Origin of the sequence: Pseudoxanthomonas sp. F37 (genome assembly GCF_022965755.1) — a bacterium.
Lineage (GTDB): Bacteria > Pseudomonadota > Gammaproteobacteria > Xanthomonadales > Xanthomonadaceae > Pseudoxanthomonas_A.
The window spans coordinates 3,417,251-3,435,977 of the sequence record NZ_CP095187.1 but is presented as its reverse complement, the minus strand read 5'-3'; the positions used below and the strand labels follow the sequence as shown (position 1 = coordinate 3,435,977).

Sequence of the window (18,727 nt, the reverse complement as noted above, 5' to 3'; positions counted from 1 at the left end):
ATGCCTGCGATCATCCGCCTCGCCCGCTACAGCCTGCTGCTGGCGGTCATATTGCTGGTGGCGGCCTGCGCCACCGGCCCTCGCATCACCAGTGATGTCGACCCGTCCGCCGACTTCGCCCGGTACCGCACGTTCGCGTTCTACTCGCCGCTGGCGATCGAGAGCCAGGGCTACGCCACCCTCACCAGCGGGCGCATCAAGGATGCGGCGCGCCGGCAGATGGAGGCGCGCGGCTACGTGTACGACGAGAAGTCCCCGGACCTGTGGGTCAACCTGAACGCCTACATGCAGGAAAAGACCGACGTCTACAGCACCCCCGAAGTGGACTACGACTACTACTACAGCTACCGCGCACGGCGGTACTTCGCCGTGCCGTACTGGCGCGACCGCACCGATGTGTACAAGTACACCGAGGGCACCCTCAACGTGGACCTGGTGGATGCCAGGCAGAACCGGCTGGTCTGGACCGGCGTCGCCGTGGGCCGCGTGGGACGCACCAAACCCGAGGAGCGCGGCGCGAAGATCGATGCGGCCATCGCGGACATCTTCATGCGCTACCCGTATCGCGCGGGTGCCGGCACGCCGGCGGTGTCGCCGTGAAGGGCAGCGGCAGCGGCATCGCCAAGGCGGGCATCGGCTTCGGTACCGCCCTGGCGATCACCATCTCCTGGAGCGCCAACAAGTCGCTGCTGTGGGCGGTGATCCATGGCGTGCTGTCCTGGGTCTACGTGGTGTATTACGCGCTGGTCTACCACTTCAAGTGATGCGCGCCGCATGACGATGCCGATCGCCTGGCTGCGCTGGCTGGTGACGCTGCGCCGCCATCCCTCCGCCTTCCTGCTCATCGTGCAACTGGCGGGCATCCTGCTGTACCCGGTGATGGAGGATACCCAGGCCGGCCGCGCGCTGTTCGGCGCGTTCGGCATCCTGGTGCTGTCGCTGGCGCTGTGGGTGGTCAACCGCAGCGCGGCGGTCAACTGGATCGCGTGGTCGCTGGCGGTGCCTTCGGTGCTGCTGTCGCTGGCGGCGGCGCTGTTCGACCAACCCTCCCTGGGCATCTACGCCCACCTGCTGGAAAGCGGCCTGTACTTCTACACGGCCGGCAGCCTGATCGCCTACATGCTGCAGGACCATGCCGTCACCAGCGACGAACTGTTCGCCGCCGGCGCCACCTTCACGCTGCTGGCGTGGGCGTTCGCGTTCGCCTTCTCGGTGTGCCAGCAGTTGTATCCGGGCAGCTTCACCGCCGCGGTCGACCCGACCTCCGCACGCAGCTGGATGGAGCTGCTGTTCCTGAGTTTCAGCCTGCTGTCGGGCGTGGGCCTGAGCGACGTGGTGCCGATCCTGCCGCAGGCGCGCGCACTGGTGATGCTGGAGCAGTTCGCAGGGGTCATGTACATCGCGGTGGTGGTGTCGCGGCTGATCGGACTGACCATCCTCAGGGTCAAGCCAGCGCCGCCTCGCGACTGAGCCGGTGCCGGTATCATTCCGGGGCGGCCGTCATGCCGCTTCGATCCCGGACACCCTCCCATGAAATTGCAGGTCCCGTTCATCCAGCTTCCCATCACGTTCGATGCCGCCGCCTTGCTGGCCGAGGTGTCCGCGATCGAGGAGAGCGCATGGCGGGGGCGGACGGCGCGGGACGACGGCAACAGCGCGCTGACGCTGATCACGACGGAGGGCGACCCCGCCAGCGATGCGCTTTCCGGCCGCATGCGGCCCACACCCTGGCTGGACCGTTGCCCTTATCTGGGCCAGGTGCTCGAGGCAGTCGGGGCTACGTGGGGGCGCGCGCGCCTCATGCGGCTCAACGGCCAGGCGGAGGTGAAGGCGCACGTCGACATCAATTACTACTGGCGCGAGCGCATGCGCGTGCACATCCCCATCGTCACCACGCCGGGCGTGCGCTTCCAGTGCGGGGATGCCGAGATCAACATGGCCGCGGGCGAATGCTGGATCTTCGATACGTGGCGCCGGCACCGGGTACTCAACGAGGGCAGCGCCCAGCGCATCCATCTGGTCGCAGACACTGTGGGCGGCGAGCGCTTCTGGGACCTGTTGTCCGAAGGCCGTGCGCCGGGCCAGGCGTATCACGGCCAGTGGCGTCCACGCCTGCATCCTCCGGTGCCCGGCAAGCGGGCGCAGCTCGACTTCGAACGGGTCAATGCACCCGCCGTCATGTCGCCTTGGGAAGTGCGCGAGCATCTGGTGTTCCTGCTGGGAGAATGCGTGGCGGACCCCCGGCTTGGCGCCATCCAGGCCGCGCTGCTGCGCTTCTCGCGCCGGTGGCAGGCGCTGTGGGCGTGCCACGGCGAGGATGCCGCCGGTCGCCCCCGCTACCAGGCGTTGCTGGACGCGACCCGGCGCGAACTGCTTGGCCTCGGTGCCGACCGCATCGACCTGCGCAACGACGTGGGGTTCTGGCACGCGCTGAATTCGCATGTCTTCAACATGGCGCTGGCCGACGAGAGCCGGCCGGCGCAGACCGATGTCCATGGCCAGCCCGATGTGCATGCGGGTGCCGTGGCGGTGCCGGAGCCCGTCGCGCCCGAACGCACCGGGGCCTCGCCTTCGCGTGCCGCGCCGGCGCTGGAGCGCCCGGTCTTCATCGTCAGCCCGCCCCGATCCGGGTCCACGCTGCTGTTCGAAACACTCGCGGGCGCGCCGCAGGTCTACACGATCGGCGACGAAAGCCATCAGCTGATCGAAGGCGTGAATGGCCTGGCCCCGGCGCAGAGGAACTATCACTCCAACCAGCTGGGCCGGGACGATGCCACCCTGGCCATCGTGCAGGAGCTGCAGGGTCGGTTCCGAAGCGCGCTGCGCGACCGGGAGGGCAGCGCGCCCGATGGCGCCACCGCGGTGCGCATGCTCGAAAAGACCCCCAAGAACGCGCTGCGCATCCCGTTCCTCAAGGCGGTGTTCCCGGATGCGAAGTTCATCTACCTGCACCGCGACCCGCGCCAGGTCTGGGGCAGCATGATCGATGGATGGATGTCGGGCCGGTTCCGGATGTATACGCTGCCCGGCTGGCAGGGGCCGACCTGGTCGTTCCTGCTGACGCCGGGCTGGCAGGCCCTGAGCGGGCAACCGCTCGGCGAGATCGTCGCCCGGCAATGGGAAACCGCCACGCGCATCATGCTGGACGATCTGCAGGCGTTGCCTGCGGAGGACTGGTCCGCCGTGGATTACGGACGGTTTCTTGCCGATCCTCAGCGCGAAGCGCGCCGCCTCAGCGCATGGGCCGGCTGGTCGTGGGACCGTGAACTGGGTACGCAGCTCCCCTTGTCGCGTTACACCCTGTCGCAGCCCGACCCCGACAAATGGCGCCGGCATGCGGCCGAGATCGAGCCCCGCCTGGTCCAATGGCGGGCCACGATCGAGCGTGCTGCCCGCGCAGCCGGTCTCTGAGCACAAAAAAGGCCGCCCCGGGGCGGCCTTTCGCGCGTGATCGCATCGACGATCAGAACTTGTGCTTCTCGGCTTCCGGCTGCGCGGCCTGGCGGGCGATGGCGTCCACAAGCACGGCCTTGGCTTCGGCGGCGTTGCCCCAGCCGTCCAGCTTGACCCACTTGCCCTTCTCCAGGTCCTTGTAGTGCTCGAAGAAGTGGCCGATGCGCTCCAGCCAGTGCGGGCTGACCTGGTCGATGTCGTTGATGTGGCTGTAGCCGGCGAACACCTTGTCCACCGGCACGGCCAGCAGCTTCTCGTCACTGCCGGCTTCGTCGCTCATGCGCAGCACGCCCACGGGGCGGCAGCGGATCACCGAGCCGGGGATCAGCGGCAGCGGCAGCACCACCAGCACGTCGGCGGGGTCGCCGTCGCCGCAAAGCGTATGCGGCACGTAGCCGTAGTTGCAGGGGTAGCGCATGGGCGTGGAGAGGATGCGGTCGACGAAGATCGCGCCGCTGGCCTTGTCCACTTCGTACTTCACCGGCTCGGCGTCCTTCGGGATCTCGATGATGACGTTGATTTCGTCCGGCGGGTTCTTGCCGGCGGTGACCAGATCCAGGCCCATTGCGTGCTCCGAAGGGGTGCGGTGAGAGAGGCCGGGCATTTTACGCGCTTGGCTGCTGCGGCGCAGCAGGACCGGGCATGGGCTGGCCGGCCGTCGGCGCCCGGCACGTGATTCAGGCTGTCTTACAGCTTCGGGGCCCTAGAATCCGCCGCCCATGCACGCTCTCCGACGCGCCGCCGGTTTCCTCCTGACGGTGCTGGCCCTGGCCAGCGCCGAGGCCGGCGCGCGCACGGTGTATCGCTGCGTGCAGGGCGGTACGGTCAGCCTGGCCACGGCCCCGGAGCCGGGTTCGAAGTGCACGGCCAAGCAGATCGACGACAACGCCGTCAGCACGCCCAACCTGTGGGGCTCGATGGGCGTGTTCAGCGGCACGCTCTACGAGCGCGAGCAGGACGGCCAGAAGGTGTACTCCACCCGCAACCTGCCCGGGTCCACGCCCTACCTGAAATTCACCGTGCAGACCCCGCCCGGGGAGCCGGCGCACCCGGGACTGGGCCGGGTCGGCAAGCCGCGGCTGGACCGCTATCCGTCCGAGTTCAGGGCCGCCGCGCGCCAGACCGGCGTGGACGATGCCTGGCTGCGTGCCGTGGCGCACGCCGAAAGCGATTTCGATGCCAAGGCGCTGTCGCCGAAGGGCGCGATGGGCGTGATGCAGCTGATGCCGGAGGTGGCGAAGGAGTACGGCGTCGCCGACCCGTATTCCTCCGCCGAGTCGATCAACGCCGGCGCACGCCACCTGCGCGGGCTGATGCGGCGTTACAAGGGCGACCTGACCCTGGTCGCCGCCGCCTACAACGCCGGGATCGGCACGGTGTCGCGCTATGGCGGCGTGCCGCCGTACGCGGAAACGCAGGAATACGTGTCCAAGGTCACCGCCTTGTACGAGCTCTACCTGCGTGCGCTGGGCCGCAAGCAGGCGCCGGAACGGCCCGCGCTGTAAGCCTGGGAGGCGCTGGGCAGGGCGCATGTCTTCACCCGGTGTGCGCGCCTCCCGGCCTAGCGTGTGCCTTGGCCCGGCCGAACCTGCCGGGCGGGACGAATGTCATGAAGAACCGTCGCGTGTTCAGCGCTCCCTCGGTGGTGGTCGCCGAAGCCGCCCTGCGGCAGGCCCTGGCGGCCGGCATCGAACCCGAGCATGCCTCCCTGGTGGGTCGATCGGAGATCGAGATGGCCCAGGTGCCCGATGACGAGAAGGAAGGCGCGCCCACCGACTTCAAGCCTGCGGCGCTGCGCGGGCTGGTCGGCGGCGCCCTGTTGGGGCTGGTGCTGGGGCTGATCGCCATGTGGGTGCCCGCCATCGGCTTCCATGCGGCCGGTGTGGTGGTGTGCGTGGTGGTCGGTGGCTGCGTGGGCATGTGGGCGGCCTCGCTGGCCGGTTCCGCGGTGCCCAGCGAGGTCCGTCGCGATTACAGCCGACAGATCGAAGCGGGGCAGGTGTTGCTGGTGATCGAGGACGCGGACGAGGCTCGCCTCGAGCGCGCGTCCGTGGCGGTGCTGGCCACCCCCGGCGTCCGACGCCTGGAGATACTGCCCCACGGCCTGCTGCAATAGCCTGTCGGCGCCGCACGGTCCGCCCTCCATCGCGTGCGCGGCGCCGCCCAGGGGCAGGGCGTGCTGGCGCGGGCGACGCTGTGGCCCGCCGCACGCGCGCATACCGCCCTTCAGCCGAGCAGCTGTTCCGAAGGCACGACCTGGCGCCCCGGGTGCGCCCCCAGCGCCGCATCCAGCAGGGCCGCTGCCACGTGCTCCGGCGGTACCACGCGGTAGCGGCGCGGCAGCGCGGGCCCGAGGGCTCCCAACAGCCGCTGCGCCCAGCGTTCGCCCGCTCGGTGCCGCGTGCGGCGGCCCCCCAGCAGCCCCGGCCGCAGGAAGGTGAGTGACTCGAATCCGATCCGCTCCAGCGCCTGCTCCAGTTCGCCCTTGGTGCGCGAATAGAACACGGGCGACGCCGGATCCGCGCCCAGCGCCGATACCAGGGCGAAGGCACGCGCGCCATGCGCATGGGCGTGGCGTGCGATCGCCAGGCAGTAGTCGTGGTCCACGCGGCGGAAGGCCTCCTGCGAGCCCGCATCGCGGATCGTCGTGCCCAGCGCGCAGGCCACCGCGTCCACCCGCCACCATGCGGCATCGCCGGGCAACGCATCGAAATCGACCACCGGGTTGAGCAGCTTCGGATGGGGCGGCAGTGGACGCCGCGTCGGCGCCACCACGCCGGCGATGGCGGTCGAAGAAAGCGCGATTTCCAGCGTCGCCCGGCCCACCAGTCCGGTCGCACCGGCCAGCAACACACGTTTCATGGACGGTCCCTGCACCTCAGCCGGTGCCATGATGCCAGCCGGACCGCCGAAACCATCGGTTACCCTGTGACGGCAGGCGCCGCCGTGGCGCCCTGGAACCGCCGTCCATGCCCTGCCGCCAGCAACCCGTCACGGTCATCGCGCGATGAACCTCCCGCTCCACTACGGCGTGCTGGGCGCGCTCGAGGCCGGCCTGATCGCGCTGCTCATCGGCGTGCTGTGTTTCTGGGTGTGGAATGCGATCTGTCGCAGGACGAACGCCGCGATGGGCCACGCCATCGGCTGGGCCTGCGTATCGGCGGTGGTGCTCGGTGCCGGGCTGGACCTCTGGAACATGTTCTACCTGGGCATTTCGCGGCTGGAATCGCCGCTGTATGCGCGCCTGGCCCTGAAGGGCATCCACGATCCGGATGGCCTGGGTGCACGGGTGACGCTGGAAGTCGCCGGTGCGCTGGCCGGTGTCGTGCTTGGTTGGCAATGGTTCAGGAAAAAAACGGCGGACGGAACCACGCGCAGCGGTGCCGAAAAAACGGATCCGTAACGCCGAATCCTGCGCGACGTCACGCATTCCATGCGAGGCCCACACCGCGATCACGGGCCCCTAACACCGGGCTAGCCGAAGCCGGTGCGGTCGTGGTTAAGCGTGCGTGCACGTTCATTTCGCGCCGCAAATTTCGTTCAGAAGCGGGGTTGCAAGGTGGGGCCGTGCGCAATCGGACGCACTCCCTACGGAACGGAGCACACACATGAAGAACAACACCCGCAAGCCGCTGATCGCCTTGGCCGCCCTGAGCGCTGCGCTGGCCATGCCGCTGGCATGGGCCCAGGAGAAGACCGAGGACGCTGCCGCGCAGCAGCAGACCCAGCAGAGCGAACCGACCGCCGAGCAGGCGACCGGCTCGGCCGTGCAGAATCCGACCCAGAGCACGCAGTCCGCCGCCCAGGGCAAGCAGGGCTGGGCCGACGTCGACACCGACGGCGATGGCGCCATCAGCAAGCAGGAAGCCGCCGCCAACGCCGGCCTCAGCCAGGTGTTCGACCAGGCCGACGCCAACGCCGACGGCTCGCTGAGCGCCGACGAGTACAAGGCGTTCGTCAGCAAGAACTACGGCGAGCAGAAGTAAGCATCGCCGCCCGGCGGCGTGACGGTGCATCCGGCACTCCACGCCCGTTGAAGAGGCGGCCGCGCGCCGCCTCTTCCATTTCAGGTACGACACCGACGACACCGACGGCACCGCGGTGCCGGGTCCAGGAGAGCCCATGACGCACACGACACCCCGCATCATCGTTCTGGCGGCCGCATGCGCGATGGCCGCCGTCGCGGCACTGCCGCTCGCGCAGGCGCAGGAGGCCTCCCGGAGCGCCGACGAGGTTGGGGCCCCGCATCCCGCACCCGCGCCTTCCTCGCCAAAACCGTTCGAAGAACTCGATGCGAACGGGGACGGGGCGATCAGCAAGGACGAAGCCGCGATCGATCCTCCCCTGGCGCAGGCGTTCGGCACGCTGGATGCCGATGCCGACGGCCGTCTGACCCCGACCGAATACGCCGCATACGCGCAAGGCCAGTCCTGAATCCCCTGCTAGGAGAACACCATGAAGACGTCGACCACCTCCCGTTGGCTGGACAAACCGCTGCTCATGCTGGGCACCGCGCTGGTGGGTGCGGGCCTGTTGACCGCCTGCGGCCCGAAGCCCGAAGACACGCCGCCGGCCGAGGCCCCCGCGCCGGTCGAGACCGCGCCGCCCACCGATGACATGACGCCTCCGGCACCCACGCCGACAGACCCGGCCGCCCCCGCGACCGATCCCACCCTTCCGCCGCCGGCCAACCCGAACGCGCCGGAGACCACGCCACCGCCGACCGACGACGCCACCCCACCGCCCGCCAGCGGCGGCTGACGCTCGGCTGCGCATCGAGGCTTCGAAAACGAACGGCCGCCCACGGGCGGCCGTTCCTCTGCCGGCACCGCGGAGCGGCGGCTGCTATCCTGCGCGCCCCTCCAGCGACACGGCAGGCATTCGGAATGGCGCGCATCCAATGGGTCGGCTTCGACGGCGATGACACGCTGTGGCGCAGCCAGGAGTTCTACGACCGCGCGCAGGACGATTTCGAGGCGATCGTAGGGCGTTATGTGGATCTGGCGGCGGTGGGGCTGCGCGCCAAACTGCTCGCTACCGAACGCGCGAACCTGGCCCTGTTCGGCTACGGCGTGAAAGGCATGGTCCTGTCGATGGTGGAAGCGGCCATCGATCTGACGGAGGGGCGCATCGAGGCACGCGACATCCAGACCGTCGTGGACATGGGCAAGGATCTGCTGGCCCATCCGGTGGAGCTGTTGCCCGGCATCGCCGAGGCGGTGGATCAGGTGGCGGCGAACTACCACGTCGTACTGATCACCAAGGGCGATCTGTTTCATCAAGAGCGAAAGGTCGCGCAATGTGGCCTGACCGCCTTCCAGCGGATCGAGATCGTGTCCGAGAAGGACGTTTCCACCTACCGACGCCTGTTGCAGGAGTTCCAGGTATCGGCCGACCGGTTCGCGATGGTGGGCAATTCGCTCAAGTCCGACATCGCACCGGTGGTCGAACTGGGAGGGTGGGGCGTTTACATGCCCTACCACGCCACCTGGGAGCACGAAGTGCTGAAGGGCTTCGACGGCGCAGGGCGGGTCGTGGAAGTGGAGGGCGCGCACGGAATCGTCGGGGCCATCGAGCGCATGGCCGCGATGGCGGCGGCAGCGGGATAGAAGCCGGCCCTTCAAGCGATCGAAGGGGAGGTTGCGCCACGCCGTGCCGCTTCCATCGGCAGCCCGTGGCGGCGGGCCATCAGCGGGGGCAAGGCGGCGCATCCGGACCGATAGCGGGCGTGGCAGGCCCATGGCGAGACGAACGCGATCCCGGGAAATGGCCGAGCCACTGTCCCGATGGGCACGTCATCGCGCCCCAGGACACCGCGGGTAACCGTCACCCACTTACAGCAGGCTGCGCAACTGGCTGGCTGCGTCGCGCAGAGGCAGGAAGAACGCCCGGTGCAGTGCGTCGGGGTCGAAGCGCTGCGGGGACACGACCACGTTGATGGCGGCCACGACTTCGCCGCGGGCGTCGCGAACAGGCACGGCGAGTGCGGCTACGCCCGACTCATGTTCCTCGTAGGCGATGCAGAAATCCTGCTTCCGCACCTGGCCGACGACGGCGCGCAAGGCCGATGGATTCGTGATCGTCTGCGGCGTCAGGCGTCGCAGTTGCTGTTCCTTGAGCCAGGTCGCGAACGCCTGGCGCGGCAGTCCGGCGAGCAGGACGTGGCCGGTCGAGGTGGCGTGGGCGGGAAGCCGGGCGCCCAGGTGCAGGCCGTGCGCCAGCATGCGGCGTCCGCCGCCGGGCGAGGCCTGACCCTCGTTTCCGCTGCGGGCAACGATCACGGCCACGTCGCCGTCCAGCACCGCGGCGGAAAAGGCTTCCTGCTTCTGCGCGGCGAGTTGGTCCAGCACCGGCTGCACCGCACGCGGGACCCGCGCCGAGGCCAGATAGGTGCCGGAAAAGCGCAGTACCTTGGGCGCCAGCCAATACCAGCCGTCGGCCGATTCCAGGTAGCCCAGGTGCGCGAGCGTCAGCAGGTGGCGCCGTGCCGCCGCCCGGGTAATGCCGGCGCGTTGCGCGGTGAGCGTCGAATTGAGGCGCTGGCGTTCGGTATCGAAGGCCTCCAGGACCGCCAGGCCCTTGGCCAGGCCCTCGATCAGATCGACCTTGGCTATGTGCATGTGCAGCACGCCCTTTGTGCGCATATCGCGCGTGATGCGCGAATATCGCACAAATTCCGGCGCCGGCATATTCCGGCGCCACCGGCGTTGCGGATAGCGTGAAACCCCGCAACGCAGGCGGATCAGGCTTTCCCGGAACGATGAAGAACGCGCGCACCAAAGTCGCCATTATCGGCGCGGGTCCCTCCGGCCTGCTGCTCGGCCAGTTGCTGAGCCGTGCCGGCATCGACAATGTCGTCCTCGAACGGCAGAGCGCCGACTACGTGCTCGGACGCATCCGTGCCGGCGTGCTGGAGCAGACCACCGCGGACCTGCTGGACGAAGCGGGCGTCGGCGACCGCATGCACCGCGAAGGCTTGCCGCATACCGGTTTCGAACTGCTCTACGACAATGCGCGCCATCGCATCGACATGTCGGCGCTGACCGGCGGCAAGCAGGTCGTCGTGTACGGTCAGACCGAAGTCACCCGCGACCTGATGCAGGCGCGCGCGGCCGGTGGCGCGACGACCGTTTACGAGGCGGCCGACGTGCGGGTGGAGGATTTCGACTCGCCGCACCCGGTGGTGAGCTGGTCCAGCGGCGGCCGGCGCCACGAGATGCAGTGCGATTTCATCGCCGGTTGCGACGGGTTCCACGGCATCTGCCGGAAGAGCGTGCCCCGGCACGCCATCCGCGAATACGAAAAGGTGTACCCGTTCGGCTGGCTGGGACTGCTCGCGGACGTGCAGCCGATGTCCGACGAGCTTGTCTATGCCAACAGCCCGCGTGGTTTTGCGCTGTGCTCGATGCGAAGCAACACGCGAAGCCGCTACTACCTGCAGTGCCCGCTGAGCGACAAGGTGGAAGACTGGTCCGACGAGGCCTTCTGGGACGAACTGCGCTTGCGCCTGGATGGGGAGGCGCGTGAGCGGCTGGTTACCGGCCCATCGCTGGAGAAGAGCATCGCGCCGCTCCGCAGCTTCGTCGCCGAACCGCTGCGCTTCGGCAGGCTGTTCCTGGCCGGCGACGCGGCGCACATCGTGCCGCCCACCGGCGCCAAGGGGCTCAACCTCGCCGCGACCGACGTGAAGTACCTCGCTTCGGCGTTGATCGAGCATTTCATCGAGCATAGCGATGCCGGCATCGAATCCTACTCCGCGCGTTGCCTGCGCCGGGTCTGGAAGGCGGAGCGCTTCTCCTGGTGGTTCACATCGCTGATGCACGACTTCCCGGAATACGGCGAAATCGGCCGCAAGCTGCAATACGCAGAGCTGGACTACCTGGTGAGTTCGGAGGCGGCCTCGCGCGCGCTCGCCGAAAACTACGTCGGCCTGCCGTTGTAGGTCCTCAGCCCATGTCGAACGCTCCCACGATGCTGACCGGCATCTCCTCGATGGCGACCAGCCAGATCCTGGCCGAACTGGCCGCGCTGTACGAGCGCGAACGGCCCGCCCGTGTGGCCATCGCATCGGTCGGCGGCGTGGATGCGGCCGGGCGGGTCGCGGCGGGGGAGCGGCTGGACGTGGTATGGCTGGCGTCGGACGCGATCGACAGGCTGGACGCCGGCGGTCATGTGGTGGCCGGCAGTCGTGTCGACCTGATGCGGTCGGACATCTGGGTCGCCGTGCGCACGGGCGCACCGCGCCCGGACATCCGCAGCGAGCAATCGGTGCGCGCTGCCGTGCGCAACGCAAGGACACTGGGCTATTCGACAGGGCCCAGCGGCGTCCATCTCGCCAGGCTGTTCGAACGCTGGGGCATTGCCGGCGAAATCGCGCCCCGCATCGTGCAGGCGCCGCCAGGGGTGCCCGTCGGCGCGCTGATCGCCACCGGCGAGATCGAAATCGGCTTCCAGCAGCGCAGCGAGCTGGTCCGCATCAGCGGTGTCGACGCGATCGGTCCGCTGCCCGAAGCGATCCAGAAGACCACGATTTTCTCCGGCGCCATCTGTGCGACAAGCACGCAGCCCGAGGCCGCGCGGGCGCTGCTGGCGTTCATGGCCTCGCCGGCCGCCGCCGACGCCAAGCGAAGCCGCGGCATGGAACCCGCATGAACGACACCCTGATCATCGACATCCACGGACACTACACGACCGCACCGAAAGCGCTCGAGCAGTGGCGGAACAGGCATATCGCGGGCCTGAAGGACCCCTCGCAAGCGCCGAAAGCGACGGAGCTGGTGATCGGCGACGACGACATCCGCGAATCGATCGAAGCCAACCAGCTGCAGAAGATGCGCGAGCGTGGCTCGGACATCACCGTCTTCTCGCCGCGCGCGAGTTTCATGGCCCACCACATCGGCGATTTCCAGACCAGTTCGACGTGGGCCGCGATCTGCAACGAACTGTGCTTCCGCGTGAGCCGACTGTTCCCGGACAGCTTCATCCCGGCCGCCATGTTGCCGCAGTCGCCGGGCGTCGCTCCGGCGACCTGCATCCCGGAGCTCGACAGGTGCGTGCGCGAGTACGGATGCGTCGCGATCAATCTCAACCCCGATCCGTCGGGCGGACACTGGGACTCGCCCCCGCTTTCGGACCGGCAGTGGTATCCGATCTACGAAAGGATGGTCGAGTACGACATCCCGGCCATGATCCACGTCAGCACCAGCTGCAATCCGTGTTTCCACACGACGGGCGCGCACTACCTCAACGCCGACACCACGGCGTTCATGCAGTGCCTGACGTCCGACCTGTTCAAGGACTTCCCCACGCTGAAGTTCGTGATCCCGCATGGTGGCGGGGCCGTGCCGTATCACTGGGGCCGCTTCCGCGGCCTGGCGCAGGAGCTGAAGAAGCCGCTGCTGGGCGAGCACCTGCTGAAGAACATCTTCTTCGACACCTGCGTCTACCACCAGCCTGGCATCGACCTGCTGACCCGGGTGATTCCGGTGGAGAACGTGCTGTTCGCCAGCGAGATGATCGGCGCCGTGCGCGGCATCGATCCCGAGACCGGTTTCCATTACGACGATACCCGGCGCTACATCGAGGCATCGTCGCTGTCGCCGGCGCAGAAGCGGCAGATCTTCGAAGGCAATGCGCGGCGCGTGTATCCGCGCCTGGACGCCGCGCTCAAGGCGAAGGGGAAGTGACATGACCGCAACCCACACCCGACTCGGCGTGGTCAAGCGCACCATCGTCCGCGCCGACGCCGCCGCCGTCGCGAAACTCGGTGAGCTCGGTGTGGCCACCGTGCACGAAGCCATGGGCCGGCTCGGCCTGATGAAGCCCCATATGCGGCCGATCTACGCCGGTGCGCACCTGTGCGGCACTGCGGTCACCGTGCTGCTGCATCCAGGCGACAACTGGATGATGCATGTCGCCGCCGAACAGATCCGGCCCGGCGACGTGGTGGTGGCCGCGATCACCGCGGACTGCACGGATGGCTACTTCGGCGACCTGCTGGCCACTTCGTTCCGCGCGCGCGGCGCCGTGGGACTGGTGATCGACGCCGGCGTGCGCGACGTGAAGGACCTCGCCGCCATGCAGTTCCCGGTGTTCTCCAAGGCGATCAGCGCCAAGGGCACGATCAAGGCGACGTTGGGTTCGGTCAACATTCCGGTGGTGTGCGCCGGGGCGCTGGTCAATCCCGGCGACGTGGTGGTGGCCGACGACGATGGTGTCGTGGTCGTGCCGGCCGCACTCGCCCAGGCCACGGCGGATGCCGCGGCGGCGCGTGAAGCCAACGAAGCACGCAAGCGCGAGCTGCTGGCCTCGGGCGTGCTGGGCCTGGACATGTACGGGATGCGCGACGCGCTCGCCGCCGCCGGCCTGGAGTACCTGGATTGAACATGAGCACCCTGGACAGGCCCGTGGGCGGCGGCTTCACCAAGACGCCGGGATGGCTGGACTGGTACGAGGGTCCGTCGAAGCCGCTGCTGTCGTTGCCGCCGGGCGCCGTGGATGCGCATTGCCATGTGTTCGGCCCCGGCGCCGATTTCCCCTATGCGCCCGAGCGCAAGTACACCCCCTGCGACGCGGGCAAGGCGGACCTGTTCGCACTGCGCGACCATCTCGGGTTCTCGCGCAACGTGATCGTGCAGGCGACCTGCCACGGCGCCGACAACCGCGCCATGGTCGATGCCTGCCTGGCCTCGGACGGCAAGGCGCGTGGCGTGGCGACGGTGAAGCGCAGCATCACCGATGCCGAACTCCAGCAGCTGCATGCGGCCGGCGTGCGCGGCGTGCGCTTCAATTTCGTCAAGCGGCTGGTCGACTTCACGCCGAAAGACGAGTTGCTGGAGATCGCCGGCCGCATCGCCCGGCTCGGCTGGCATGTCGTGGTGTATTTCGAGGCCGCCGACCTGCCGGAGCTGTGGGACTTCTTCGGCGCGCTGCCGACGACCGTCGTGGTCGACCACATGGGCCGTCCGGACGTGGACAAGCCCGTGGACGGGCCCGAATTCGGACTGTTCGTGAGCTTCATGCGCCAGCACCCCCATGTCTGGTGCAAGGTGACCTGCCCGGAGCGGTTGTCGGTGACCGGCCCGCGCGCCCTGGACGGCGAACGGCGGCCCTACCGCGACGTCGTGCCGTTCGCGCGGCGCATCGTCGAGACGTTTCCGGACCGCGTGCTGTGGGGCACCGACTGGCCGCATCCCAACCTCAAGGACCACATGCCCGACGACGGCCTGCTGGTGGACGTCATCCCGCAGATCGCGCCGACTCCCGAGCTGCGGCACAAGCTGCTGGTGGCCAACCCGATGCGCCTGTACTGGCCGGAGGAGCGAGATGCCGCTCGATAAGCCCTACCTGGACATCCCCGGCACCACGCTCTTCGACATGGACCAGTCGCGCAAGGGCTACTGGCTCAACCAGTTCTGCATGTCGCTGATGAAGGCCGGCAACCGCGAACGCTTCCTCGCCGATCCGCGCGCCTATCTGGACGAATGGCCGATGACCCCGGCGCAGAAGCAGGCGGTGCTCGCCCGCGACCTCAATCGCTGCATCGCCGAGGGCGGCAACATCTACTTCCTCGCCAAGATCGGCGCCACCTACGGCAAGAGCTTCCAGCAAATGGCCGGCAGCATGACCGGCATGAGCGAACAGGAATACCGCGACATGATGTTGCGCGGCGGCCGCAGCGTGGAAGGCAACCGTCATCTCGGCGAAGACGGCTCGGCGCAACCGCAGCACCAGCCGCAGGGCAGTGCGGCCAAACCCGGATTCTGAAGCCATGGCCCGCATCACCGCATCGGTCTATACCAGCCACGTTCCCGCGATCGGCGCCGCGCTCGACCACGGCAAGACGCAGGAGCCGTACTGGCAGCAGGTCTTCGCCGGCTACGACTTCGGCAAACGCTGGATCGCCGAAAACCCGCCCGACGTGATCTTCCTGGTCTACAACGACCACGCCACCGCCTTCAGCCTGGACCTGATCCCGACATTCGCGATCGGCACGGCCGCCGAATTCCCCATTGCCGACGAAGGTTGGGGGCCGCGACCGGTGCCGAAGGTCCTGGGCCATCCGGAACTCGCCGCGCATATCGCGCAGAGCGTGATCGAGGACGAGTTCGATCTGACCATCGTCAACCGGCTCGAAGTCGACCACGGGCTGACCGTGCCGCTGTCGCTGATGTACGGACAGCCCGAGGCGTGGCCGTGCCCGGTGATCCCGTTCGCGGTGAACGTGGTGCAGTACCCGGCACCCTCGGGCCGGCGCTGCTTCGCGCTCGGCCAGGCGATCCGCCGGGCCGTCGAGAGCTTCGACCGCCCGCTGAAGGTGCAGATCTGGGGCACGGGCGGCATGAGCCACCAGTTGCAGGGGCCGCGTGCCGGGTTGATCAACGCCCAGTGGGACAACCGCTTCCTGGACCGGCTGATCGCCCAGCCCGCGGCGCTGGCACGGGTGCCGCACATCGAATACGTGCGCGAAGCCGGCAGCGAAGGCATCGAACTGGTGATGTGGCTGATTGCACGGGGCGCGATGGCCGACGTCGCCGGCGGTCCCGCGCCGAAGCTCGCCCACCGCTTCTATCACGTGCCCGCCTCGAACACGGCGGTGGGCCATCTGATCCTGGAGAACCCATGAGCAACCCACGCACGCTGCGCGTCGCCCTGGCCGGCGCGGGCGCCTTCGGCATCAAGCATCTGGACGGCATCCGCAACATCGACGGCGTCGAAGTGGTCTCGCTGATCGGCCGCGACTTGGACAAGACGCGCGAGGTCGCCCGGCAGTACGGCATCGGGCACGTCACCACCGAGCTGTCCGAGTCCCTTGCACTGCCCGAAGTCGATGCGGTCATCCTGTGCACGCCCACGCAGATGCACGCCAGCCAGACGCTGGCCTGCCTGAAGGCGGGCAAGCACGTGCAGGTGGAGATCCCGTTGTGCGACGTGCTGGCCGATGGCGAGGACGTCGTACAGGCCGCGCAGGCCAGCGGCCTGGTGGCGATGTGCGGCCACACGCGGCGCTTCAATCCCAGCCACCAGTGGGTGCACCGCCGCATCGTCGCCGGCCAGTTCAATGTCCAGCAGATGGACGTGCAGACCTACTTCTTCCGCCGCACCAACATGAACGCGCTGGGCCAGCCACGCAGCTGGACCGACCATCTGCTGTGGCACCATGCCGCGCACACGGTCGATCTGTTCGCCTACCAGGCGCAGAGCCCGATCGTGCAGGCCAACGCGCTGCAGGGCCCGATCCACCCGGAGCTCGGTATCGCGATGGACATGAGCATCCAGCTGAAGGCCGCCAACGGTGCGATCTGCACCCTGAGTCTTTCGTTCAACAACGACGGCCCGCTGGGCACGTTCTTCCGCTACATCGGCGACACGGGCACGTATATCGCCCGCTATGACGACCTGGTGGACGGCAAGGAGGAAAAGATCGACGTGAGTCGCGTCGATGTTTCGATGAACGGCATCGAGCTGCAGGACCGGGAATTCTTCGCGGCGATCCGCGAAGGGCGCGAACCGAATGCAAGCGTGGCCCGGGTCCTGCCGTGCTACCGCGTGCTCGATCAGCTCGACAAGCAACTGGGCTGACAGGATTCGTCCCCGGTTTCATCCTGCTCGGGAACAGCGTTGGCAGCCACGAATCGATGTTCTCCGACCCGGCCGGGTCGGCCAGAAAGATCCACGACGCCGGGAGGCACTGATGGCCACGATATCCATGCTGATCAACGGAGCGTCTGTGCAGGCGCGCAACGGCGCGACGTTTGTACGCGCCAATCCCCTGGACGGCAGCGTCGCCACCACGGCGCCCGCGGCCACGCCGCAAGACGCGGTCGCGGCCGTCGAAGCGGCGGCCGCGGCTTTCCCGGGCTGGTCGCAGACCCTTCCTGGTGAAAGGCGCGCGCTGCTGCTGAAGGCGGCGCACGCACTCGAGGCGCGCGCCGACCGGTTCGCGACGGCCATGGCGGCCGAAACCGGCACCTCAAGCATATGGGCGGGCTTCAATGTGCATCTGGCCGCGGAACTACTGGTCGAGGCGGCGGCGATGACCACCCAGATCAACGGTGAACTCATCCCTTCCAACATTCCGGGAAACGTGGCGATGGCCACCCGCCAGCCGGCAGGGGTCGTGCTGGGCATCGCGCCCTGGAACGCGCCGGTCATCCTTGGCGTCCGTGCGATCGCACTGCCATTGGCCTGCGGGAATACCGTGGTCCTCAAGGGCAGCGAGATGTGCCCGGAAACCCACGGTCTCATCATCCAGGCGTTGCAGGAAGCGGGGCTGCCTGCCGGCGTGGTGAATTTCGTCACCAATGCGCCCGCCGATGCGGGTGCGGTGGTCGAGGCCATGGTGGCCCATCCGGCGGTGCGACGCGTGAACTTCACCGGCTCCACGCGCATCGGTCGCATCATTGCCGGCTACTGCGCGCAGCACCTGAAGCCTTCGGTACTGGAACTCGGCGGCAAGGCACCGCAGCTGGTGCTGGACGATGCGGACCTGGACGCCGCGGTCGACGGGACGGCGTTCGCCGCTTTCGTCAATTCGGGCCAGGTCTGCATGTCGGCCGAGCGCATCATCGTCGACGCCAAGGTGGCGGATGCCTTCGTCGAGAAGCTCGCCGCCAAGGTGCGGTCGCTGCCATTGGGCGATCCGCGCAAGGGGCCGGCCGTACTGGGCTCGGTGGTGGACATGACCACCGTGCAGCGCGTGAACGGACTGATCGACGATGCCCTGGCCAAGGGCGCGGTCCTCGTTTGCGGCGGCAAGGCTGACAATACCTTGATGCCGGCGACCCTGCTCGACCGGGTCACGCCGGAAATGCACATCTACCACGAGGAAACCTTCGCGCCGGTCAAGGCGATCGTGCGCGTGCCGGATGAAGAAGCGGCCATCGCCTGCGCCAACGACAACGAGTTCGGACTGGCGGCGGCCGTGTTCACGGCCGACACCGCGCGGGGTTGGCGCGTGGCCCAGCGCATCCAGTCGGGCATTTGCCATGTCAATGGTCCGTCGGTGCACGATGAGGCGCAGATGCCCTTCGGCGGTGTGAAAGCCAGTGGCTGGGGGCACTTCGGCGGCAAAGCCGGCGTCGAGGCCTTCACCGACCTGCGATGGATCACCGTCCAGACGACGCCCCGCCACTACCCGTTCTAGTCGCGTCCGATGCCGGGGGCGCAAGCAGCCCCGGGCGATCTCCAGATTCGCGGCCGGCGGCCGGGGTGCTCGCAGGGCGGGTACTCCCGGCATTGCCGTTCAACCCTGGACATCGCGCCTGTGCGCGGA

The 18,727-nt window shown here is 68.3% G+C and carries 23 protein-coding genes; 20 read left to right on the top strand and 3 right to left on the bottom strand.

Annotation, left to right across the window (positions count from 1 at the left end):
- Genes MUU77_RS16180 through MUU77_RS16165 form a run of 4 tightly spaced genes read left to right on the top strand, consistent with a single transcriptional unit; the run spans nucleotide 1 to nucleotide 3,411 of the window.
- Complete coding sequence (locus MUU77_RS16180; RefSeq protein ID WP_245088933.1) at nucleotides 1-600, top strand: DUF4136 domain-containing protein; 600 nt, start codon at nucleotides 1-3, stop codon at nucleotides 598-600.
- On the top strand, nucleotides 597-764 hold the full coding sequence (locus MUU77_RS16175; protein ID WP_175502053.1) for a hypothetical protein: 168 nt from the start codon (nucleotides 597-599) through the stop codon (nucleotides 762-764). Before MUU77_RS16180 ends, MUU77_RS16175 begins: the two co-directional genes overlap by 4 nt.
- Nucleotides 765-780: 16 nt before the next feature.
- Nucleotides 781-1,470, top strand: coding sequence for an ion channel (locus tag MUU77_RS16170; RefSeq protein ID WP_245094591.1), 690 nt, complete (start codon nucleotides 781-783; stop codon nucleotides 1,468-1,470).
- 60 nt (nucleotides 1,471-1,530) lie between these two features.
- Nucleotides 1,531-3,411, top strand: a complete 1,881-nt coding sequence (locus MUU77_RS16165; protein ID WP_245088931.1) for a sulfotransferase — start codon at nucleotides 1,531-1,533, stop codon at nucleotides 3,409-3,411.
- Between the two features lie 52 nt (nucleotides 3,412-3,463).
- On the opposite strand, the gene ppa is transcribed toward MUU77_RS16165, so the two are convergent.
- Nucleotides 3,464-4,018 carry an inorganic diphosphatase gene (gene ppa / locus MUU77_RS16160; RefSeq protein ID WP_245088929.1) on the bottom strand — a complete coding sequence of 185 codons (555 nt, stop codon included), beginning with the start codon at nucleotides 4,016-4,018 and terminating at the stop codon, nucleotides 3,464-3,466.
- 154 nt (nucleotides 4,019-4,172) lie between these two features.
- Here ppa and MUU77_RS16155 point away from each other — a divergent pair, with 154 nt between their 5' ends.
- Both MUU77_RS16155 and MUU77_RS16150 read left to right on the top strand, forming a co-directional pair.
- Nucleotides 4,173-4,958 (top strand): lytic transglycosylase domain-containing protein, encoded by a 786-nt coding sequence (locus MUU77_RS16155; protein ID WP_245088927.1) that lies wholly within the window; start codon nucleotides 4,173-4,175, stop codon nucleotides 4,956-4,958.
- Nucleotides 4,959-5,062: 104 nt separating this feature from the next.
- On the top strand, nucleotides 5,063-5,569 hold the full coding sequence (locus tag MUU77_RS16150; RefSeq protein ID WP_245088925.1) for a hypothetical protein: 507 nt from the start codon (nucleotides 5,063-5,065) through the stop codon (nucleotides 5,567-5,569).
- 110 nt (nucleotides 5,570-5,679) lie between these two features.
- Here MUU77_RS16150 and MUU77_RS16145 read toward each other — a convergent pair whose 3' ends face one another.
- On the bottom strand, nucleotides 5,680-6,315 hold the full coding sequence (locus MUU77_RS16145) for an NAD(P)H-binding protein (RefSeq protein WP_245088922.1): 636 nt from the start codon (nucleotides 6,313-6,315) through the stop codon (nucleotides 5,680-5,682).
- Nucleotides 6,316-6,460: 145 nt separating this feature from the next.
- Here MUU77_RS16145 and MUU77_RS16140 point away from each other — a divergent pair, with 145 nt between their 5' ends.
- The 5 genes from MUU77_RS16140 (at nucleotide 6,461) to MUU77_RS16120 (ending at nucleotide 9,062) form a co-directional block, all read left to right on the top strand.
- Nucleotides 6,461-6,856 carry a hypothetical protein gene (locus tag MUU77_RS16140; protein WP_245088919.1) on the top strand — a complete coding sequence of 132 codons (396 nt, stop codon included), beginning with the start codon at nucleotides 6,461-6,463 and terminating at the stop codon, nucleotides 6,854-6,856.
- Nucleotides 6,857-7,061: 205 nt separating this feature from the next.
- Nucleotides 7,062-7,439, top strand: coding sequence for an EF-hand domain-containing protein (locus MUU77_RS16135; RefSeq protein ID WP_245088916.1), 378 nt, complete (start codon nucleotides 7,062-7,064; stop codon nucleotides 7,437-7,439).
- 136 nt (nucleotides 7,440-7,575) lie between these two features.
- The gene (locus MUU77_RS16130; RefSeq protein ID WP_245088914.1) at nucleotides 7,576-7,887 is read left to right on the top strand and encodes an EF-hand domain-containing protein; all 312 of its coding nucleotides are present in this window, start codon (nucleotides 7,576-7,578) and stop codon (nucleotides 7,885-7,887) included.
- 21 nt (nucleotides 7,888-7,908) lie between these two features.
- Entirely contained in the window at nucleotides 7,909-8,214 is a 306-nt protein-coding gene (locus tag MUU77_RS16125; RefSeq protein ID WP_245088912.1) for a hypothetical protein, read from the top strand.
- A 125-nt stretch (nucleotides 8,215-8,339) separates the two neighbouring features.
- Entirely contained in the window at nucleotides 8,340-9,062 is a 723-nt protein-coding gene (locus MUU77_RS16120) for an HAD family hydrolase (protein WP_245088910.1), read from the top strand.
- A gap of 225 nt (nucleotides 9,063-9,287) precedes the next feature.
- On the opposite strand, the gene MUU77_RS16115 is transcribed toward MUU77_RS16120, so the two are convergent.
- Nucleotides 9,288-10,142, bottom strand: a complete 855-nt coding sequence (locus MUU77_RS16115) for an IclR family transcriptional regulator C-terminal domain-containing protein (protein WP_245088908.1) — start codon at nucleotides 10,140-10,142, stop codon at nucleotides 9,288-9,290.
- A 71-nt stretch (nucleotides 10,143-10,213) separates the two neighbouring features.
- Between MUU77_RS16115 and pobA the strand changes: the two genes are divergently transcribed.
- The 9 genes from pobA to MUU77_RS16070 are packed head-to-tail and all read left to right on the top strand — an operon-like array spanning nucleotide 10,214 to nucleotide 18,598.
- Nucleotides 10,214-11,395, top strand: coding sequence for a 4-hydroxybenzoate 3-monooxygenase (pobA, locus tag MUU77_RS16110; RefSeq protein WP_245088906.1), 1,182 nt, complete (start codon nucleotides 10,214-10,216; stop codon nucleotides 11,393-11,395).
- 11 nt (nucleotides 11,396-11,406) lie between these two features.
- Entirely contained in the window at nucleotides 11,407-12,105 is a 699-nt protein-coding gene (locus tag MUU77_RS16105) for a substrate-binding domain-containing protein (protein WP_245088904.1), read from the top strand.
- Nucleotides 12,106-12,113: 8 nt separating this feature from the next.
- Complete coding sequence (locus MUU77_RS16100; RefSeq protein WP_245094589.1) at nucleotides 12,114-13,139, top strand: amidohydrolase family protein; 1,026 nt, start codon at nucleotides 12,114-12,116, stop codon at nucleotides 13,137-13,139.
- 1 nt (nucleotide 13,140) lies between these two features.
- On the top strand, nucleotides 13,141-13,836 hold the full coding sequence (gene ligK / locus MUU77_RS16095) for a 4-carboxy-4-hydroxy-2-oxoadipate aldolase/oxaloacetate decarboxylase (RefSeq protein WP_245088902.1): 696 nt from the start codon (nucleotides 13,141-13,143) through the stop codon (nucleotides 13,834-13,836).
- A gap of 2 nt (nucleotides 13,837-13,838) precedes the next feature.
- Complete coding sequence (locus MUU77_RS16090; RefSeq protein ID WP_245088899.1) at nucleotides 13,839-14,792, top strand: amidohydrolase family protein; 954 nt, start codon at nucleotides 13,839-13,841, stop codon at nucleotides 14,790-14,792.
- The gene (gene ligA, locus MUU77_RS16085; RefSeq protein ID WP_245088897.1) at nucleotides 14,779-15,219 is read left to right on the top strand and encodes a protocatechuate 4,5-dioxygenase subunit alpha; all 441 of its coding nucleotides are present in this window, start codon (nucleotides 14,779-14,781) and stop codon (nucleotides 15,217-15,219) included. The genes MUU77_RS16090 and ligA overlap by 14 nt, the downstream gene beginning before the upstream one ends.
- Nucleotides 15,220-15,223: 4 nt before the next feature.
- Nucleotides 15,224-16,078, top strand: a complete 855-nt coding sequence (locus MUU77_RS16080; protein ID WP_245088895.1) for a class III extradiol dioxygenase subunit beta — start codon at nucleotides 15,224-15,226, stop codon at nucleotides 16,076-16,078.
- Complete coding sequence (locus MUU77_RS16075; RefSeq protein ID WP_245088893.1) at nucleotides 16,075-17,034, top strand: Gfo/Idh/MocA family oxidoreductase; 960 nt, start codon at nucleotides 16,075-16,077, stop codon at nucleotides 17,032-17,034. The genes MUU77_RS16080 and MUU77_RS16075 overlap by 4 nt, the downstream gene beginning before the upstream one ends.
- Nucleotides 16,967-18,598 (top strand): aldehyde dehydrogenase, encoded by a 1,632-nt coding sequence (locus MUU77_RS16070; protein ID WP_245088891.1) that lies wholly within the window; start codon nucleotides 16,967-16,969, stop codon nucleotides 18,596-18,598. Before MUU77_RS16075 ends, MUU77_RS16070 begins: the two co-directional genes overlap by 68 nt.
- Nucleotides 18,599-18,727 lie beyond the last annotated feature (129 nt).

Bases quoted from the DNA above. Each gene is read 5' to 3' on its own strand.
- MUU77_RS16180 (WP_245088933.1), top strand. From the start codon at position 1: ATGCCTGCGATCATCCGCCTCGCCCGCTACAGCCTGCTGCTGGCGGTC.
- MUU77_RS16170 (WP_245094591.1), top strand. From the start codon at position 781: ATGCCGATCGCCTGGCTGCGCTGGCTGGTGACGCTGCGCCGCCATCCC.
- MUU77_RS16165 (WP_245088931.1), top strand. From the start codon at position 1,531: ATGAAATTGCAGGTCCCGTTCATCCAGCTTCCCATCACGTTCGATGCC.
- ppa (WP_245088929.1), bottom strand. From the start codon at position 4,018: ATGGGCCTGGATCTGGTCACCGCCGGCAAGAACCCGCCGGACGAAATC.
- MUU77_RS16155 (WP_245088927.1), top strand. From the start codon at position 4,173: ATGCACGCTCTCCGACGCGCCGCCGGTTTCCTCCTGACGGTGCTGGCC.
- MUU77_RS16150 (WP_245088925.1), top strand. From the start codon at position 5,063: ATGAAGAACCGTCGCGTGTTCAGCGCTCCCTCGGTGGTGGTCGCCGAA.
- MUU77_RS16145 (WP_245088922.1), bottom strand. From the start codon at position 6,315: ATGAAACGTGTGTTGCTGGCCGGTGCGACCGGACTGGTGGGCCGGGCG.
- MUU77_RS16140 (WP_245088919.1), top strand. From the start codon at position 6,461: ATGAACCTCCCGCTCCACTACGGCGTGCTGGGCGCGCTCGAGGCCGGC.
- MUU77_RS16135 (WP_245088916.1), top strand. From the start codon at position 7,062: ATGAAGAACAACACCCGCAAGCCGCTGATCGCCTTGGCCGCCCTGAGC.
- MUU77_RS16130 (WP_245088914.1), top strand. From the start codon at position 7,576: ATGACGCACACGACACCCCGCATCATCGTTCTGGCGGCCGCATGCGCG.
- MUU77_RS16125 (WP_245088912.1), top strand. From the start codon at position 7,909: ATGAAGACGTCGACCACCTCCCGTTGGCTGGACAAACCGCTGCTCATG.
- MUU77_RS16120 (WP_245088910.1), top strand. From the start codon at position 8,340: ATGGCGCGCATCCAATGGGTCGGCTTCGACGGCGATGACACGCTGTGG.
- MUU77_RS16115 (WP_245088908.1), bottom strand. From the start codon at position 10,142: ATGCCGGCGCCGGAATTTGTGCGATATTCGCGCATCACGCGCGATATG.
- pobA (WP_245088906.1), top strand. From the start codon at position 10,214: ATGAAGAACGCGCGCACCAAAGTCGCCATTATCGGCGCGGGTCCCTCC.
- MUU77_RS16105 (WP_245088904.1), top strand. From the start codon at position 11,407: ATGTCGAACGCTCCCACGATGCTGACCGGCATCTCCTCGATGGCGACC.
- ligK (WP_245088902.1), top strand. From the start codon at position 13,141: ATGACCGCAACCCACACCCGACTCGGCGTGGTCAAGCGCACCATCGTC.
- MUU77_RS16090 (WP_245088899.1), top strand. From the start codon at position 13,839: ATGAGCACCCTGGACAGGCCCGTGGGCGGCGGCTTCACCAAGACGCCG.
- ligA (WP_245088897.1), top strand. From the start codon at position 14,779: ATGCCGCTCGATAAGCCCTACCTGGACATCCCCGGCACCACGCTCTTC.
- MUU77_RS16080 (WP_245088895.1), top strand. From the start codon at position 15,224: ATGGCCCGCATCACCGCATCGGTCTATACCAGCCACGTTCCCGCGATC.
- MUU77_RS16075 (WP_245088893.1), top strand. From the start codon at position 16,075: ATGAGCAACCCACGCACGCTGCGCGTCGCCCTGGCCGGCGCGGGCGCC.
- MUU77_RS16070 (WP_245088891.1), top strand. From the start codon at position 16,967: ATGCAAGCGTGGCCCGGGTCCTGCCGTGCTACCGCGTGCTCGATCAGC.